The organism is Bacillus sp. ok061, from assembly GCF_900108285.1.
GTDB lineage: Bacteria > Bacillota > Bacilli > Bacillales > Bacillaceae_G > Bacillus_A > Bacillus_A thuringiensis_S.
This window is the reverse complement of the sequence record NZ_FNUW01000013.1, coordinates 44,301-57,769: the sequence shown is the minus strand read 5'-3', so window position 1 is coordinate 57,769 and position 13,469 is coordinate 44,301. Positions and strand designations below refer to the sequence as shown.

The following is a 13,469-nucleotide window of genomic DNA, read 5'->3' as shown; positions in this document are numbered from 1 at the left end:
CCATTTTTTAAGATTAAGCTAAATTGAAGACAGCAGGTAAAGAACCTTAATCCTTTTTTACGATAATATGTAATGGGTAAGGTGTATTCACCTTACCCATTTTTATATGCATAATTAAATAAGGCTTCATACTGTTGGTCTCTCTATTTAGCTTATGGACGATAAGTAAAGGAGAGAAAAAAATGAGTATATTAACAGTAGAAAATTTAAGTCATTCGTATGGTGAGAAAACCATCTTATATAATGCATGCTTTCGATTATTAAAGGGGGAGCATGTTGGGTTAGTAGGGAAAAATGGGATTGGAAAATCAACACTGCTAAGAATTTTAACAGGAGAACTTATACATGATGATGGGAACATTGAATGGTTTCCACATGTAAAGGTTGGATTTTTGCAGCAGCATATAGATTTACAAGAAGGGATAACAATTGAAGGATACTTGCAAAGTGCATTTTCTAACTTATATGCGATTGAATACGAAATGTTAAAAATTGCAGAAGAGATGGCTGAAGCAGTAGAAGTAGAAAAATTGTTAGTAAGGTATGGAGAGTTACAAACTATATTGGAAAACTCTAATTTCTATCAAATTCATACAGAAATTGAAGAAGTGGCAATTGGTTTAGGGCTGTTTGAAATAGGATTGGAAAAGGATGTTTCAAAGTTAAGTGGAGGACAGCGGACAAAGTTATTACTAGGAAAGCTTCTTCTAGAAAAAGCTGATGTTTTATTGCTAGATGAACCAACGAACTATTTAGATACAGCACATATAGAATGGTTGCAATCGTACTTGAAGTTGTATGAAAAAGCTTATATTATCATTTCGCATGACGAAGTATTTTTGAACAATATTACGAATGTCATTTACCATCTAGAAGAACGAAAAGTTAAGCGATATGTAGGGGATTATGAAAAGTTTTTACAAAGTTATCAATTGCAAAGGAAACAATTACAATCGGCGTATGCGAAACAACAAAAAGAAATTGCTCAGTTAGAAACATTTATTCAAAAAAATAAAATTCGAAAAGCAAAACAGGCAAAAAGTCGAGAGAAAGTATTGGAGAAAATGCAAAGGGTTGAAAAGGTTAATAATGTACCTCGGTCCCGTTTTGCTTTTACTGTTTATAATGAACCAGTAAGTCGTATATTACAGGCTGAGAAACTAAGAGTGGGTTATAGTGAGCCGTTATTTCCAGACTTGAATTTACAAGTGAAAAAAGGAGAAAAGATAGCTGTTGTTGGTCATAATGGTATTGGAAAAACGACAATGTTAAAGACGTTATTAGGTCAAATAAAGCCGCTAAGCGGTTCAATTTTTGTTGGGGAACGAGTAAATCCTGCTTATTTTGCACAGGAAGAGTTTGCTTCAGAAATAACACCGTTAGAGAAAGTTTGGACAGAACGACCAGATATGACAAAGAAAGAAGTGCGCCAAGCATTAGCGAAGTGCGGATTGAAAGAAGAACACGTATTAAAACCTATTCGTTTATTAAGCGGTGGAGAGCAAACGAAAGTACGTTTATGTGAACTTATCGTAACGAAAAGCAATGTTTTAATTTTAGACGAACCGACTAATCATTTGGATGTAGAAACTAAGATGGCTTTACAGGAAGCGTTACAACAATACAAAGGAACAGTTTTAATTGTCTCACATGAACCTTCTTTCTATGAATCGTGGATAACAAAAGTGTGGAATATAGAGGATTGGAATGCTGAACAATATGAATAAAGAAAAGGCATTAGCTTTTATGAGCTAATGCCTTTTCTTTGTGATTAACATGATTTTCGAGAACTCTTACATGAGAATTGTATGAAGAAGCACTCTTATGGTGCGCTTATAAGCGTGCTTTTTCTTTTGTTATATTTATAATAATACGAAAGCCTTTCCCTAACAGGTGACTATCTTTCTTTATATATATAGATAGTTCAAAATGGAATGAAAATAATTCCTATATGTAAAGGATAATGTGGATATTATAGGAAGACAATAGAAATTAAAGGAAATTCATGTAAAATTCAAATGAACTTCATATAAACTCCATATTAGAAACTAAATATAATTATAATAGGTTATTTTGATGTTTTTGATTTTTCATAAAATTAAAAGTTTGAATTTAGGAGGTATTGCTCGAACCTAAATTCAAACTTTAGTGAAATAATTAATGGATATTACGTCTAGTTTTCGCTAATGATGGCATTTAAAAGTTCGGCAGGATTACCCGTTCCTGCACCACCAATTGTAATAGATCCACCAGGAGGAATTTCGCCATTCCATCCTGCGTTCGTAATTACATAATGATTATTTGTTTTACTACTAATTTTAGAATCCCAAACTTGTGTTAAATTGCCGCTATAATCAAATTCTAATTTCCAATTTTTAATAGGAGTCGTTCCATTATTTTTGATTATAATCGAGAAGTTATAACCGCTGCCCCAATTCGAAGTGACTGAAAATGTAGCAGTGCCATTTCCATCAGGAGGTGTCGTATTAGCTTCATCCGTTTTGACAGTAAGAGCGTTAGGTTGTGATTTATTTCCAGCAGCATCTTTGGCAATTACTGAAAATGTGTATTCCGTATTAGGTTTTAAGTTTTTAATTGTAATACTATTTGTTGTTGCACTCCATTTTTCTTCTCCGGCAGTAATTTCGTATTCAGTAACGCCTACGTTATCAGTGGATGCAGTCCAGCTTAATTGAACTGAGCTTGAATTTTTATTCGTAACTACAATATTTTTAACATTCGTTGGTGGCTCAGTATCTTTTTGAATAATAGGTCCACCAAGTAATTCTTTTACTAGCGTATCAAGTAATTTTGGGCCACTACAACTATATTTTGGACTTGTACGGCAATCCCCGCTTAGTTCCCAAAACATTGCTCCACTTAAACCTTTCGTCTTTATATAGTCTGTTTTATATTTCATAGATTCATTGTCATCGTAGCTAATAAATGTGCCTGTAGTTGCATTATATAAATAAGGTACTTTAGCTGTGTCATTCCAGTAGCGTACAAAACCATTTTTATTAACGTAATTGGCTGCTAAATCACCGTAATCATATACACCTGTGTCACCAGTAGAATAATCATCCCAAGTACCTTTAGAAGCAAGTTTCCCATCACTACCTGGTTTGCAAGGTTGATATTGTCCGTTATTTTCTTTTCCACAACTTTTCCAGCCACGTCCGTAAAAAGGTACGCCTAATACTAGTTTATCCACTGGAACACCTTCATTTGTATAAACGTCTATAGCACCATCTACGTAAAAATTCGTATTTGCTGCTGGGTCATTTGGATCCTTATATAGAGCTGCATTATGATTAGAAGTAGCTTCCCATCCGCCGTGGAAATCATATGTCATAATATTAATCCAATCGAGTATTTGAGAAATTTTCTTTAGCTCTGTATGATCAGCGTAGCGTTGGCTTGCGCCTGAAGCGATTGTTAGTAAATATTGTTTGCCATCTTCAGCACCTGCTTTATTCAAAGCATTTCGGACGTCTTGAAGAAGGAGAGTGAAATTTTGTTTATCTTCAGGACGATAACTACCACCAGGAATCGTTTCAACGCCCGGATATTCCCAGTCTAAATCCACGCCATCAAACCCATATGCACGAAGAAAAGATACTGTAGATTCAGCAAATACTTTTCTTGTTTTTTCATCAGCGGCCATATCAGAAAAGCGGTTAGACCAAGTCCAGCCACCAACGGAAATAATTGTTTTTAAGTGAGGATATTTAGCTTTTAATCGTTTTAGTTCTCCGAAATTTCCGCAACGGGCATATTTATCGCAATCTTCCCAAGTTGTCCCTGAGCCAGGATACGATTTGGTAACATCAGCCCATGGTTCACCGAGTACGAGAGTACCATTAGGAACCTCTTTATTTTGCAATGGCACACCAGATTCTTTACAGTTCCACGTTTGTTTATTTGGATTATCAGGATGAGTAGAAGGGTTTCCATGTTTTCCATTCCAACAAATATCCGCGAAAGCATAGTTAAGGTGAGTAAGTTTTGATGCATCAATGTCAGCAACTTGATAATTACGTCCGTAAACGCCCCACGAAGGAAAGTACCCAACAATTTTTTGACTTTGCTTTGGTGAATCTGCTAATGCGAGATTTGGAGTAATAAAATTTGTGAGAAAAAGAGGTAAGAAAAGTAGTAGAGATAGTAATAGCAGTGTGAATTTTTGAGACCTCATAGCCATTTCTCCTTTCAAAATAAAAAATATATTTAAAGGCATACGCCAATAAATCAAAATGAATCTAGACGTATGAAACGTCTAGATAAAATGATCAGACATCACGAAGTCTATACAAGGGAGCTGGGGGTGATTAAATCGTAACAAATGTAAGATTTAGTGTAAACGCTTTATTAAGTTAAAACATACTTTCTCAATACAAAAAGGCTTGAATACAAACTATATATGAAAATGAAAGATCGGTATGGGAGGAAAAAGCTCATTATAAATAAATTTGAGAAAAAATTGTTTGGAGTCAATTATTAAAGACGTAGAAAGATAAGGAAATATCATGTAAAATAATAGTAAAAATATGTAAAGGAGGGAATGGTGTGGATGTGTTTTTGAACATTGCTGAAGAAAAAATTCGACAAGCAATACGGAATGGTGATCTTGATTATCTTCCGGGAAAAGGAAAACCACTACAATTAGAAGATTTTTCAATGGTACCTCCAGAACTTAGAATGAGTTATAAAATTTTAAAAAATGCGGGAATGATTCCACCAGAAATGGAACTACAAAAAGATATATTAAAAATAGAGGATCTAATTGCTTGCTGTTATGATGAAGAAGAGAGAAAGAAATTACGAGAAGAGTTAACAGCAAAAACGCTTCGTTTTCAGCAAGTAATGGAAAAGAGAAAGATTAAAGATAGTTCAGCTTTTCGTATGTATCAAGATAGAGTATTTCATAAATTGCGTTAAGAGGTATAAGATGCATAAATTTAAAACGATAGAAGAATTAGCGACATATATTGAAGAACAACAATTGGTACTTCTGTTTATTAAAACGGAAAATTGTGGTGTTTGTGATGTTATGCTAAGAAAAGTAAATTGCGTATTAGAGAATTATGATTACGTAGAGAAAATAGAGATATTACTACAAGACATGCAAGAGATTGCGGGGCGATATGCCGTATTTACAGGACCGACAATTTTATTATTTTATAATGGAAAAGAGATCCTTCGGGAATCGCGCTTCATTTCACTTGAAAATCTAGAGAGAACCATTCAATTATTTGAGGAATAAGGGAGGCTTTTATATGGAATTTATTATTGTCATACTATTATTTGTTGTAGTTGGAATAATCGTAACAGCAGTTCGATCGAACAAAAAGAAGGTAAATCTTACAAAACAAAATAACATTCATAATTCATCTAACAGCTCATCACCATTATTTTTCTTTGCTGGATCTGATAATGATAGCTCGCATGATGGCGGCTCACATGATTGTGGAGGGTCTTTTGGGGGAGATAGCGGAGGAAGCTGCGGTGGCGGTGGTGATTGATGAAAATGCGCCTTATATAGGCGTATTTCTTTTTAAACAAACGTTTGATTAGTCGGCTTACATATGCATAAACACAGTTAAACAAACGTTTGATTAATATTTTTAACATACTAAGGGGAATGGAAATGAAAAGGGAACCGAAAGTGAAAAATAAGGGGAAAGTAGTGTTATTTTTATTAGCTGCGGGAGGCGTATTTCTTGTTAAATTAGCATTTAAATTTGGAACGATACATATGATTCGAACTTGGTTTGAAAGTACGTTTTCTTAAATAAGGAATATAGCCTCTTGCGATAGAGGTTTTTGATTTGTTATTATTAAACTGAACGGTCGGTTTAAAGAGGTGTGAATATGAGAAGAAGCGCAGAAGAGATAAAGAAAGAAATTGCATCTAAAGCAGAAAGTCTATTTTCACAGAAGGGCTACGCAGCTACATCTATGGAAGAGATTTGTGAAATTACAGAGCGAAGTAAAGGAAGTATTTATTATCACTTTAAAAGTAAAGAAGATTTATTTTTATTTGTAGTGAAACAGCATACGTATGATTGGCTTGAAAAATGGAATGAAAAAGAGAAGTTGTATAGCACTAGTACTGAAAAACTATATGGTCTCGCGGAATATCATGTAGAGGACATACAGCAACCAATTTCAAATGCAATAGAGGAATTCTCTATGAGCCAAGTTGTAAGTAAAGAGATTCTGGATGAACTGTTAGCTTTAACTAGAGAATCATATGTTATGTTTGAGAAATTAATTGAAGCAGGTATACAGTCTGGAGAGTTCCGTGAAGATAATACTCGTGATCTTATGTATATTGTGAACGGATTATTATCAGGGCTTGGAGTACTTTACTACGAATTAGATTATAAAGAGTTGAAACGTATTTATAAAAAGGCAATAGATGTATTGTTAAAAGGAATGGCAGCTGAATAATAAGTCAGCAGCTTTTCTTATGAAACAAATTAGACCGAACGGTCGGTTTATAAGGAGGATGAAAATGAACACTTTATTTAAAAACAGAGCATTTATGCTCGTTATGGCATCTGATATTTTACAACAATTTGCAATTTGGATTAGAAATATGGCTCTATTGTATTTCATAATGGAGCGGACGAATAATGATCCAGTTTCAGTGTCGCTATTATCTGTCATGGAATATGCACCTATCTTTATTTTCTCGTTCATTGGTGGTGCATTAGCAGATCGTTGGAATCCGAAAAGAACAATGATTGCTGGAGATGTGTTAAGTGTACTGTCTATTATAGGAATTGTCATATTGTTAACGTTTGATTACTGGCAGGCAATATTTTTTGCAACACTCGTTTCCGCAATTGTAGGTCAGTTTTCTCAGCCCTCATCTTCGCGTATATTTAAGCGCTATGTAAAAGAAGAAGAGGTAGCAAGTGCTATTGCATTTAATCAAACATTACAGTCCTTATTTATGATTTTTGGGCCAGTTGTAGGATCAATTGTGTATACACAACTTGGCTTATTTACATCACTATATAGCTTAATCATTCTATTTTTGTTATCGGCTATCATTCTTTCATTTTTACCAAAATGGGTTGAAAAAGAGCAAGTGGCGAGAGATTCATTAAAAAATGATATAAAAGAAGGTTGGAAGTATGTTCTTCATACGAAAAATTTACGTATGATTACGATTACTTTCACCATTATAGGCTTAGCTGTTGGATTAACAACTCCATTAGAGGTGTTTCTTGTAATAGAACGCCTTGGAATGGAAAAGGAAGCAGTTCAATATTTAGCTGCAGCTGATGGAATAGGTATGTTAATTGGTGGTATTGTTGCTGCAGTTTTCGCTTCAAAAGTGAATCCGAAAAAGATGTTTGTATTCGGTATGAGCATATTAGCGATGTCATTTTTAGTAGAAGGGCTATCTACATCATTTTGGATTACTAGTTTCATGAGATTTGGAACAGGTATTTGTTTAGCTTGTGTTAATATCGTTGTCGGTACGCTTATGATTCAACTTGTACCAGAAAATATGGTTGGAAGAGTAAATGGGACGATTGTACCACTGTTTATGGGGGCAATGCTAATTGGAACTTCACTAGCTGGAGGATTAAAGGAACTAACTTCACTAGTTATTGTGTTTTGTATAGCAATGGCACTTATTTTATTAGCGATAGGGCCAGTTCTACGCATGCAAATAAAGAAAGAAGATGTCGTTAATAAAGAGAAACTAACAAATTCGTTAGCTTCGAAATAACTATTTTAAGGGAGCAAAATTGTTCCCTTTTTCTTTGAGGAACTTTTGACAACTATATGAGCCAATTATATACTGATGTTGTAAAAACGATTTTACAGGTTAGGAGCAATGGTGTGAAAAATCAAATCTATGAATTACGCACTGAAAATAATATTTCACAAGGCGCATTAGCTGATAAATGCAAGGTTTCTAGACAGACGATAAATGCAATTGAGAATAATAAATATGATCCAAGCTTAGCGTTAGCATTCCGTTTAGCTGAAGTATTAGGAACAACTGTTGATAAATTATTTTTGTACAAGCAGTAGAGTCGTTCATTATAAGGCGCACCGTTAAAAATAAAAAAGATCCTCTTCTCATGAGAAGAGGATCTTTTCTTATAGCGTTTTAGTCTTGGGACTAGGTGGTGTAACGGATGTATTATTTTCTGGAACTCTAGTTAGTAAGAATCCACCGATAATAAACAGAACAATAATACTAAGAACACCAGCGTTTGTTTTTCCTGTTAATTGCGTTGTAACACCGACTAATACTGGGCCCATAATTGCGGCGAACTTACCAAAGATATTATAAAATCCGAAGAATTCATTAGCAGATTCTTTTGGTACTAGCTTTGCAAAGTATGAACGACTTAGTGCTTGAATACCACCTTGAGATGTAGCAACTAACATTGCTAAAATCCAAAAATCAAGTGTCGTTTTTAAGAAATAAGCATATATGCAAATGATGATATAAATAATGATACCGACATATAGCATTTTTTTACCTGTAAATGTTGCTGATAATTTTCCGTATAATAAAGCAAATGGACAAGCGACAATTTGTGTTACAAATAATATGATTAATAGATTAGTTGCACTGATACCGAGATCTGTTCCGTAAGCGGTGGACATAGTAATAATTGTATCGACTCCATCAATATAGAAAAAGTAAGCGATTAGGAACATGAATACAGTTTTATATTCTTTAATATTTTTAAAAGTAGCAGCAAGGCGTTTGAAGCTCATTGTAATTGGTCTAGGGTGACGTTCAATATAGTGCGTTTGCTCTACGTTTTTTAGCATTGGAATCGTAAATAACCCCCACCAAAGAGCTGTTATCGCAAATGAAATTTGACTAGCAATACCAACAGATAAAGGGATAGTTCCTTTTTGAGAAAGAATAATAAGAGCGATACAACCGATGAAAGGAATAGTACTCCCAATATAGCCTAATGCGAAACCTCGCGTAGAAATTCGATCCATTCTATCTTCAGAAGTGACATCTACTAAAAATGCATCATAAAAAATGTTTGCTCCAGCAAAACCGACTAAGGCGAGCATATAGCATCCTAATAATAAGTACCACTGAGATGTTGGAACGACTGCTAATATACTTGTAAATACGATACCGAGTCCAAAGAAGAATGTGAAAAATCGTTTTTTAAATCCTTTATAATCAGCAACTGTGCCGAGAATAGGAGCAAGTATAGAAATTAAAAGTGTTGCGAATGAGTTTGCATATCCCCAATATGCTGTTGAAGTTGCCCCAGATAGTCCAGCTTCTTTTGCAGCTGCTTTAAAGTAAATTGGAAATAATGCAGTTGTAATGACGAGCGAGTATACAGAGTTCGCCCAATCGTATAATATCCAGCTTTTTTCTTGTCTGGACATTTTTTTCATATAATGTTCCCCCTTAAATTTGTTTTACTAACAGTGTACAAAAATAAAAATTATAAAAAGAGAAACAGTGATGAATTTTACATAACTTTTACATATATACACAGTTTTTTACAATTGGAGTAAATCCTCTACAATTGCTCCGTCTGTTTCACCTAAGTGTAAACCTAGTAGTCTAGCGATAGTTGGACCTTCATCAATAAGTCTCATATACGGGATTGTCACACCACTTTTTATAGCTTTTCCAGCAGCGATAAAAATTGTTTCATAGTTAGGTTTTGTTGGAGAATATCCATGCGTACCAAATGTATATTTTTTACTAGGCGTAACATCTTTTTCAGTAATTTCTTTGATAAAATCTCCTGTATAGTTTTCAGTGAAATAATACCCTTCTCGTGCTTCTAACATGAATAAACAATTACCGTCTGCACCCCATTCCTTCGCAGCTTCATCATGAAGTATAAATTCAATTCCGTTTTGTTTATTTTGAAGTAGTTCTTCAAGGAGTAGTTGTACCTCCCGAATTGTATCTGTATTATTTTTGTCCTTTACATATACATAGGCAGAGCCGTCGCAACTTTGGCAATAGGCTTTCCAGTCTACTAATTTTCCTTTTTTATTAAGAGATATAAGTCCTCTTTGATGGAATAGTACATTTAATTGGATGGATTTGTTTTCACTTAAAGCGCTATGATCACCAAGGGCAATAATTGTACTTTCTTCGTATAGGTCACTTTCTTTTAGTGCTTGAATAATTTTCCCTAGACGTTCGTCGTGTCTCTGGATAGCAGCCATTGTTTCGTTAGATTCAAAGCCGTGATAGTGTCTTTGGGTGTCTAGATCGGTGAAATGTACAAACATGACATTAGGCTTTTTCGTCTGGATTGTATGCACAGCAGAGGCGAGGACGAAATCATCCAGCTCTGGCTGTGATAAACCATTTCTTATATGGCCGAAACGACGATTTAAATCTAATTGGTATAGTGGGCTACCGCTAAATAAGGAAACTAAAACTTGATTTTGCCACGGTCTATTTGGAAAGATTTCTGGTAAATTGTAATCAATATTTGCTCTGCCGGTAACAGGCCATAGAAGAGCAGCTGTCGTTAAATTTGCTTTACGTGCTTCATCATACAATGTTGTTCCTTTTATCGATTTTCGGTACCAATGCCAATCAGGTGATTCACGCCCTGGTTGAAGTAACGTATTGCTAACAACACCGTGCTTGTTAGGGTAATTACCGGTTACGATTGTTGAGTGGCTTGGATATGTTACAGAAGGATAAATCGGTTCTACTTTTTCGACAACCGTGCCTTTTTTTATTAGAGATTGGAAATGAGGTAGTTTTTGTAGTATAGGAAAATCTAAAGCTGATAAACAGTCGAATGATAAAATAATGACGTGGTTTGTTAATGCTTTATCCATAAAGTTCCCTCCTGATTATATAAAACCTATTCTTATATATTACTATTAATACCTAGTAATAAAAATATATTTTTAGGTGAAAATTTATTATTTATTTTCAGAAAAATTAAATATATAATTAAGTATAAGGGAATCTATGGAAGGAGGAAACACTATGGATTGGTTAGATGGATTTGGTATCTTTTACATCATTGGCGGAATCACGATTATCCTTGTATTTGCTATTTCATATTTACTAAAGAAACGGTTTCCAGACAAACAGTTCGATATTATATTTGCACTTAGTTTAATACTTCTTTGCTTAGCGTCCTTTCCCGTTACAATGATGGTTATTGGTGGGTGGGAAGGAATGGGATATGGATTTATTGGTTTCTTCGTTCTACTAGGTACACTCATCGGTATGATTGCACATCAACTTGTAAAAATCTCTCGAAAAAGCTACGTATAAAACTGCAAAAAATGAAAAGAATATATAATAATAAGAAAATTAGCTATTGTTTTAAAAAAGAATTTGTATTATGATAATCAACAAATTTATTGCGTTATAACGATGAAAAAGGACTAGTACATGTTCAACCTTTTTAGCAGAGAGAGAATCCGCCAGGCTGAAAGATTCTTAAAAAGGCAATATGGAACCTGCCTTTGAGTTCTGCATATGCAGCGGGAATTTCCCGTTATCAAGAAGAGAGCATATACAATTTTTGTGTATGAATCAGGGTGGTAACGCCGGCAAAGCTCGGTCCCTATTTAGGGGCGCGGGCTTTTTTGTATTTTCTAGAAGGAGGAAGAATGACTATGGCAAAAGAACAAGTGCAAGCTATTACGAAGATGGAAGAGGACTTTGCGCAGTGGTATACCGATATTGTAAAAAAAGCCGAACTTGTTGATTATTCAAGTGTAAAAGGGTGCATGATTTTACGTCCATATGGTTATGCCTTATGGGAGAATATGCAGAAGGTGATGGATGAGAAGCTAAAAGAAACTGGCCATGAAAATGTATATATGCCAATGTTTATCCCAGAGAGTTTATTGCAAAAAGAGAAGGATCATGTTGAAGGGTTTGCTCCTGAAGTAGCATGGGTTACGCATGGCGGAGATGAAAAGTTAGCGGAAAGACTTTGTGTACGTCCTACATCTGAAACTTTATTCTGTGAGCACTTTTCAAAAATTGTGCAATCCTATAATGATTTGCCAAAATTATACAACCAGTGGTGTTCAGTAGTTCGTTGGGAGAAGACAACTAGGCCATTCCTTCGTACGACAGAATTTTTATGGCAAGAGGGTCATACAATCCATGAAACAGCAGAAGAATCGCAGGCTGAAACATTAAATATTTTAAACTTATATGCTTCTTTCTGTGAGGATTATTTAGCGATACCAGTTATTAAAGGACAAAAAACAGAAAAAGAGAAGTTTGCTGGAGCAAAGGCAACTTATACAATTGAAAGCTTAATGCATGATGGGAAAGCACTTCAAACAGGAACATCCCATAACTTTGGAACGAATTTCTCTGAAGCATTTGATATTAAATTTTTAGATCGTAACGGTAAGTGGCAATATGTACACCAAACATCTTGGGGTGTATCAACAAGAATGATAGGTGGGCTAATTATGGTTCATAGCGATAATAATGGACTTGTAATGCCACCAAAAGTTGCTCCAGTGCAAGTTGTTATTGTACCGATTGCTCAGCATAAAGAAGGAGTTTTAGCAAAAGCAACAGAGTTACAAGGACATATTCAAAAGGTTGCACGAGTAAAAATAGATGCTAGTAATAAAACGCCAGGTTGGAAATTTAATGAGTATGAAATGAAGGGTATTCCAATTCGATTAGAAGTTGGCCCTAAAGATATTGAAAAGAATCAAGTTGTACTTGTAAGAAGAGATAGGAAGGAAAAAGAGTTTGTACCAATGGATCAATTAGAAGAACGTGTTCCAGCATTACTTGAAGAAATTCATATTTCTTTATTTAATAAAGCAAAAGTATTTCGTGATGAAAATACGTATGCTGCGACAAATTTCGAAGAGATGAAAAAAGTAGCTGACGAAAAGCAAGGCTTTATTAAGGCAATGTGGTGCGGAGAATTGGCTTGTGAAGAGAAACTAAAAGAAGAAGTGGGAGTATCTTCACGTTGTATGCCTTTTGAGCAAGAGCATTTAGCTGAAGAATGTATTTGTTGTGGTAAAGAAGCTAAACAAATGGTGTATTGGGGAAAAGCGTATTAATACTTTTTCTGATAGGTGATAAAAAGGACTTTGGGCTGCATAATAAAATGCAATCCAAAGTCCTTTTTAGTTTTATAATTTGTTTCATGTATTGTTTAGATGGAAGGATGTGTTTTTATTTTGCATTTTTACGGCGAATAAACAGTAACATACCGATTAGGAATGTTGAAAGTCCCATTAAAATAGATGCAGGATAATGTGTTGCAGTATTAGGTAACTTATCGCCTTGTTTTTTCGAGTTGTCTTTTACGTTACCACCTTGGGAACCATTTCCCCCTTGAGAGCTACTATCGCCTTTAACGCGGTTACCCCCTTGAGAGCCATTGCCACCTTGAGAACTGCTATCGCCTTTAACACGATTACCGCCTTGAGAGCCATTGCCACCAGAGCCATTGCCACCAGAGCCA

At 34.9% G+C, this 13,469-nt stretch carries 14 protein-coding genes and 1 other annotated feature; of the genes, 10 read left to right on the top strand and 4 right to left on the bottom strand.

Features of this window, described 5'->3' with window-relative positions; all coding sequences use genetic code 11:
- Positions 1 to 182 precede the first annotated feature (182 nt).
- The gene (locus C4S65_RS17915; protein WP_000025948.1) at positions 183 to 1,727 is read left to right on the top strand and encodes an ABC-F family ATP-binding cassette domain-containing protein; all 1,545 of its coding nucleotides are present in this window, start codon (positions 183 to 185) and stop codon (positions 1,725 to 1,727) included.
- Positions 1,728 to 2,173: 446 nt separating this feature from the next.
- Here C4S65_RS17915 and C4S65_RS17910 read toward each other — a convergent pair whose 3' ends face one another.
- On the bottom strand, positions 2,174 to 4,198 hold the full coding sequence (locus C4S65_RS17910; RefSeq protein ID WP_001257490.1) for a glycosyl hydrolase family 18 protein: 2,025 nt from the start codon (positions 4,196 to 4,198) through the stop codon (positions 2,174 to 2,176).
- A 371-nt stretch (positions 4,199 to 4,569) separates the two neighbouring features.
- On the opposite strand from C4S65_RS17910, the gene C4S65_RS17900 reads away from it, so the two are divergent.
- From C4S65_RS17900 to C4S65_RS17870, 7 genes are all read left to right on the top strand, one after another.
- Entirely contained in the window at positions 4,570 to 4,941 is a 372-nt protein-coding gene (locus C4S65_RS17900) for a DUF1992 domain-containing protein (RefSeq protein ID WP_000382369.1), read from the top strand.
- Positions 4,942 to 4,951: 10 nt separating this feature from the next.
- Positions 4,952 to 5,266, top strand: coding sequence for a thioredoxin family protein (locus C4S65_RS17895; RefSeq protein WP_061666204.1), 315 nt, complete (start codon positions 4,952 to 4,954; stop codon positions 5,264 to 5,266).
- 13 nt (positions 5,267 to 5,279) lie between these two features.
- A complete protein-coding gene (locus C4S65_RS17890) occupies positions 5,280 to 5,525 on the top strand; it encodes a hypothetical protein (protein ID WP_000394364.1) in 246 nt (81 codons plus the stop codon).
- A gap of 125 nt (positions 5,526 to 5,650) precedes the next feature.
- Positions 5,651 to 5,794 (top strand): hypothetical protein, encoded by a 144-nt coding sequence (locus tag C4S65_RS17885; RefSeq protein ID WP_000817981.1) that lies wholly within the window; start codon positions 5,651 to 5,653, stop codon positions 5,792 to 5,794.
- Between the two features lie 80 nt (positions 5,795 to 5,874).
- Positions 5,875 to 6,456, top strand: a complete 582-nt coding sequence (locus C4S65_RS17880; RefSeq protein WP_001254428.1) for a TetR/AcrR family transcriptional regulator — start codon at positions 5,875 to 5,877, stop codon at positions 6,454 to 6,456.
- Positions 6,457 to 6,520: 64 nt separating this feature from the next.
- Positions 6,521 to 7,753, top strand: coding sequence for an MFS transporter (locus C4S65_RS17875; protein ID WP_001093904.1), 1,233 nt, complete (start codon positions 6,521 to 6,523; stop codon positions 7,751 to 7,753).
- A 56-nt stretch (positions 7,754 to 7,809) separates the two neighbouring features.
- Complete coding sequence (locus C4S65_RS17870) at positions 7,810 to 8,061, top strand: helix-turn-helix transcriptional regulator (protein ID WP_002023181.1); 252 nt, start codon at positions 7,810 to 7,812, stop codon at positions 8,059 to 8,061.
- Positions 8,062 to 8,130: 69 nt separating this feature from the next.
- Here C4S65_RS17870 and C4S65_RS17865 read toward each other — a convergent pair whose 3' ends face one another.
- The gene (locus C4S65_RS17865; RefSeq protein WP_000738804.1) at positions 8,131 to 9,414 is read right to left on the bottom strand and encodes an MFS transporter; all 1,284 of its coding nucleotides are present in this window, start codon (positions 9,412 to 9,414) and stop codon (positions 8,131 to 8,133) included.
- A gap of 108 nt (positions 9,415 to 9,522) precedes the next feature.
- On the bottom strand, positions 9,523 to 10,836 hold the full coding sequence (locus tag C4S65_RS17860) for an ectonucleotide pyrophosphatase/phosphodiesterase (RefSeq protein WP_000356415.1): 1,314 nt from the start codon (positions 10,834 to 10,836) through the stop codon (positions 9,523 to 9,525).
- Positions 10,837 to 10,990: 154 nt separating this feature from the next.
- Between C4S65_RS17860 and C4S65_RS17855 the strand changes: the two genes are divergently transcribed.
- Both C4S65_RS17855 and proS read left to right on the top strand, forming a co-directional pair.
- Entirely contained in the window at positions 10,991 to 11,284 is a 294-nt protein-coding gene (locus tag C4S65_RS17855) for a YesK-like family protein (RefSeq protein ID WP_000383852.1), read from the top strand.
- A 93-nt stretch (positions 11,285 to 11,377) separates the two neighbouring features.
- Positions 11,378 to 11,584, top strand: a binding site (T-box leader).
- 47 nt (positions 11,585 to 11,631) lie between these two features.
- Complete coding sequence (gene proS / locus C4S65_RS17850; protein ID WP_001040981.1) at positions 11,632 to 13,062, top strand: proline--tRNA ligase; 1,431 nt, start codon at positions 11,632 to 11,634, stop codon at positions 13,060 to 13,062.
- 115 nt (positions 13,063 to 13,177) lie between these two features.
- Here proS and C4S65_RS17845 read toward each other — a convergent pair.
- A partial coding sequence (locus C4S65_RS17845; protein WP_142391553.1) for an LPXTG cell wall anchor domain-containing protein occupies positions 13,178 to 13,469 on the bottom strand: 292 nt, incomplete at its 5' end.

Bases quoted from the DNA above. Each gene is read 5' to 3' on its own strand.
- C4S65_RS17860 (WP_000356415.1), bottom strand. From the start codon at position 10,836: ATGGATAAAGCATTAACAAACCACGTCATTATTTTATCATTCGACTGT.
- C4S65_RS17870 (WP_002023181.1), top strand. From the start codon at position 7,810: ATGAGCCAATTATATACTGATGTTGTAAAAACGATTTTACAGGTTAGG.
- C4S65_RS17880 (WP_001254428.1), top strand. From the start codon at position 5,875: ATGAGAAGAAGCGCAGAAGAGATAAAGAAAGAAATTGCATCTAAAGCA.
- C4S65_RS17895 (WP_061666204.1), top strand. From the start codon at position 4,952: ATGCATAAATTTAAAACGATAGAAGAATTAGCGACATATATTGAAGAA.
- C4S65_RS17875 (WP_001093904.1), top strand. From the start codon at position 6,521: ATGAACACTTTATTTAAAAACAGAGCATTTATGCTCGTTATGGCATCT.
- C4S65_RS17855 (WP_000383852.1), top strand. From the start codon at position 10,991: ATGGATTGGTTAGATGGATTTGGTATCTTTTACATCATTGGCGGAATC.
- C4S65_RS17890 (WP_000394364.1), top strand. From the start codon at position 5,280: ATGGAATTTATTATTGTCATACTATTATTTGTTGTAGTTGGAATAATC.
- C4S65_RS17915 (WP_000025948.1), top strand. From the start codon at position 183: ATGAGTATATTAACAGTAGAAAATTTAAGTCATTCGTATGGTGAGAAA.
- proS (WP_001040981.1), top strand. From the start codon at position 11,632: ATGGCAAAAGAACAAGTGCAAGCTATTACGAAGATGGAAGAGGACTTT.
- C4S65_RS17865 (WP_000738804.1), bottom strand. From the start codon at position 9,414: ATGAAAAAAATGTCCAGACAAGAAAAAAGCTGGATATTATACGATTGG.
- C4S65_RS17910 (WP_001257490.1), bottom strand. From the start codon at position 4,198: ATGAGGTCTCAAAAATTCACACTGCTATTACTATCTCTACTACTTTTC.
- C4S65_RS17885 (WP_000817981.1), top strand. From the start codon at position 5,651: ATGAAAAGGGAACCGAAAGTGAAAAATAAGGGGAAAGTAGTGTTATTT.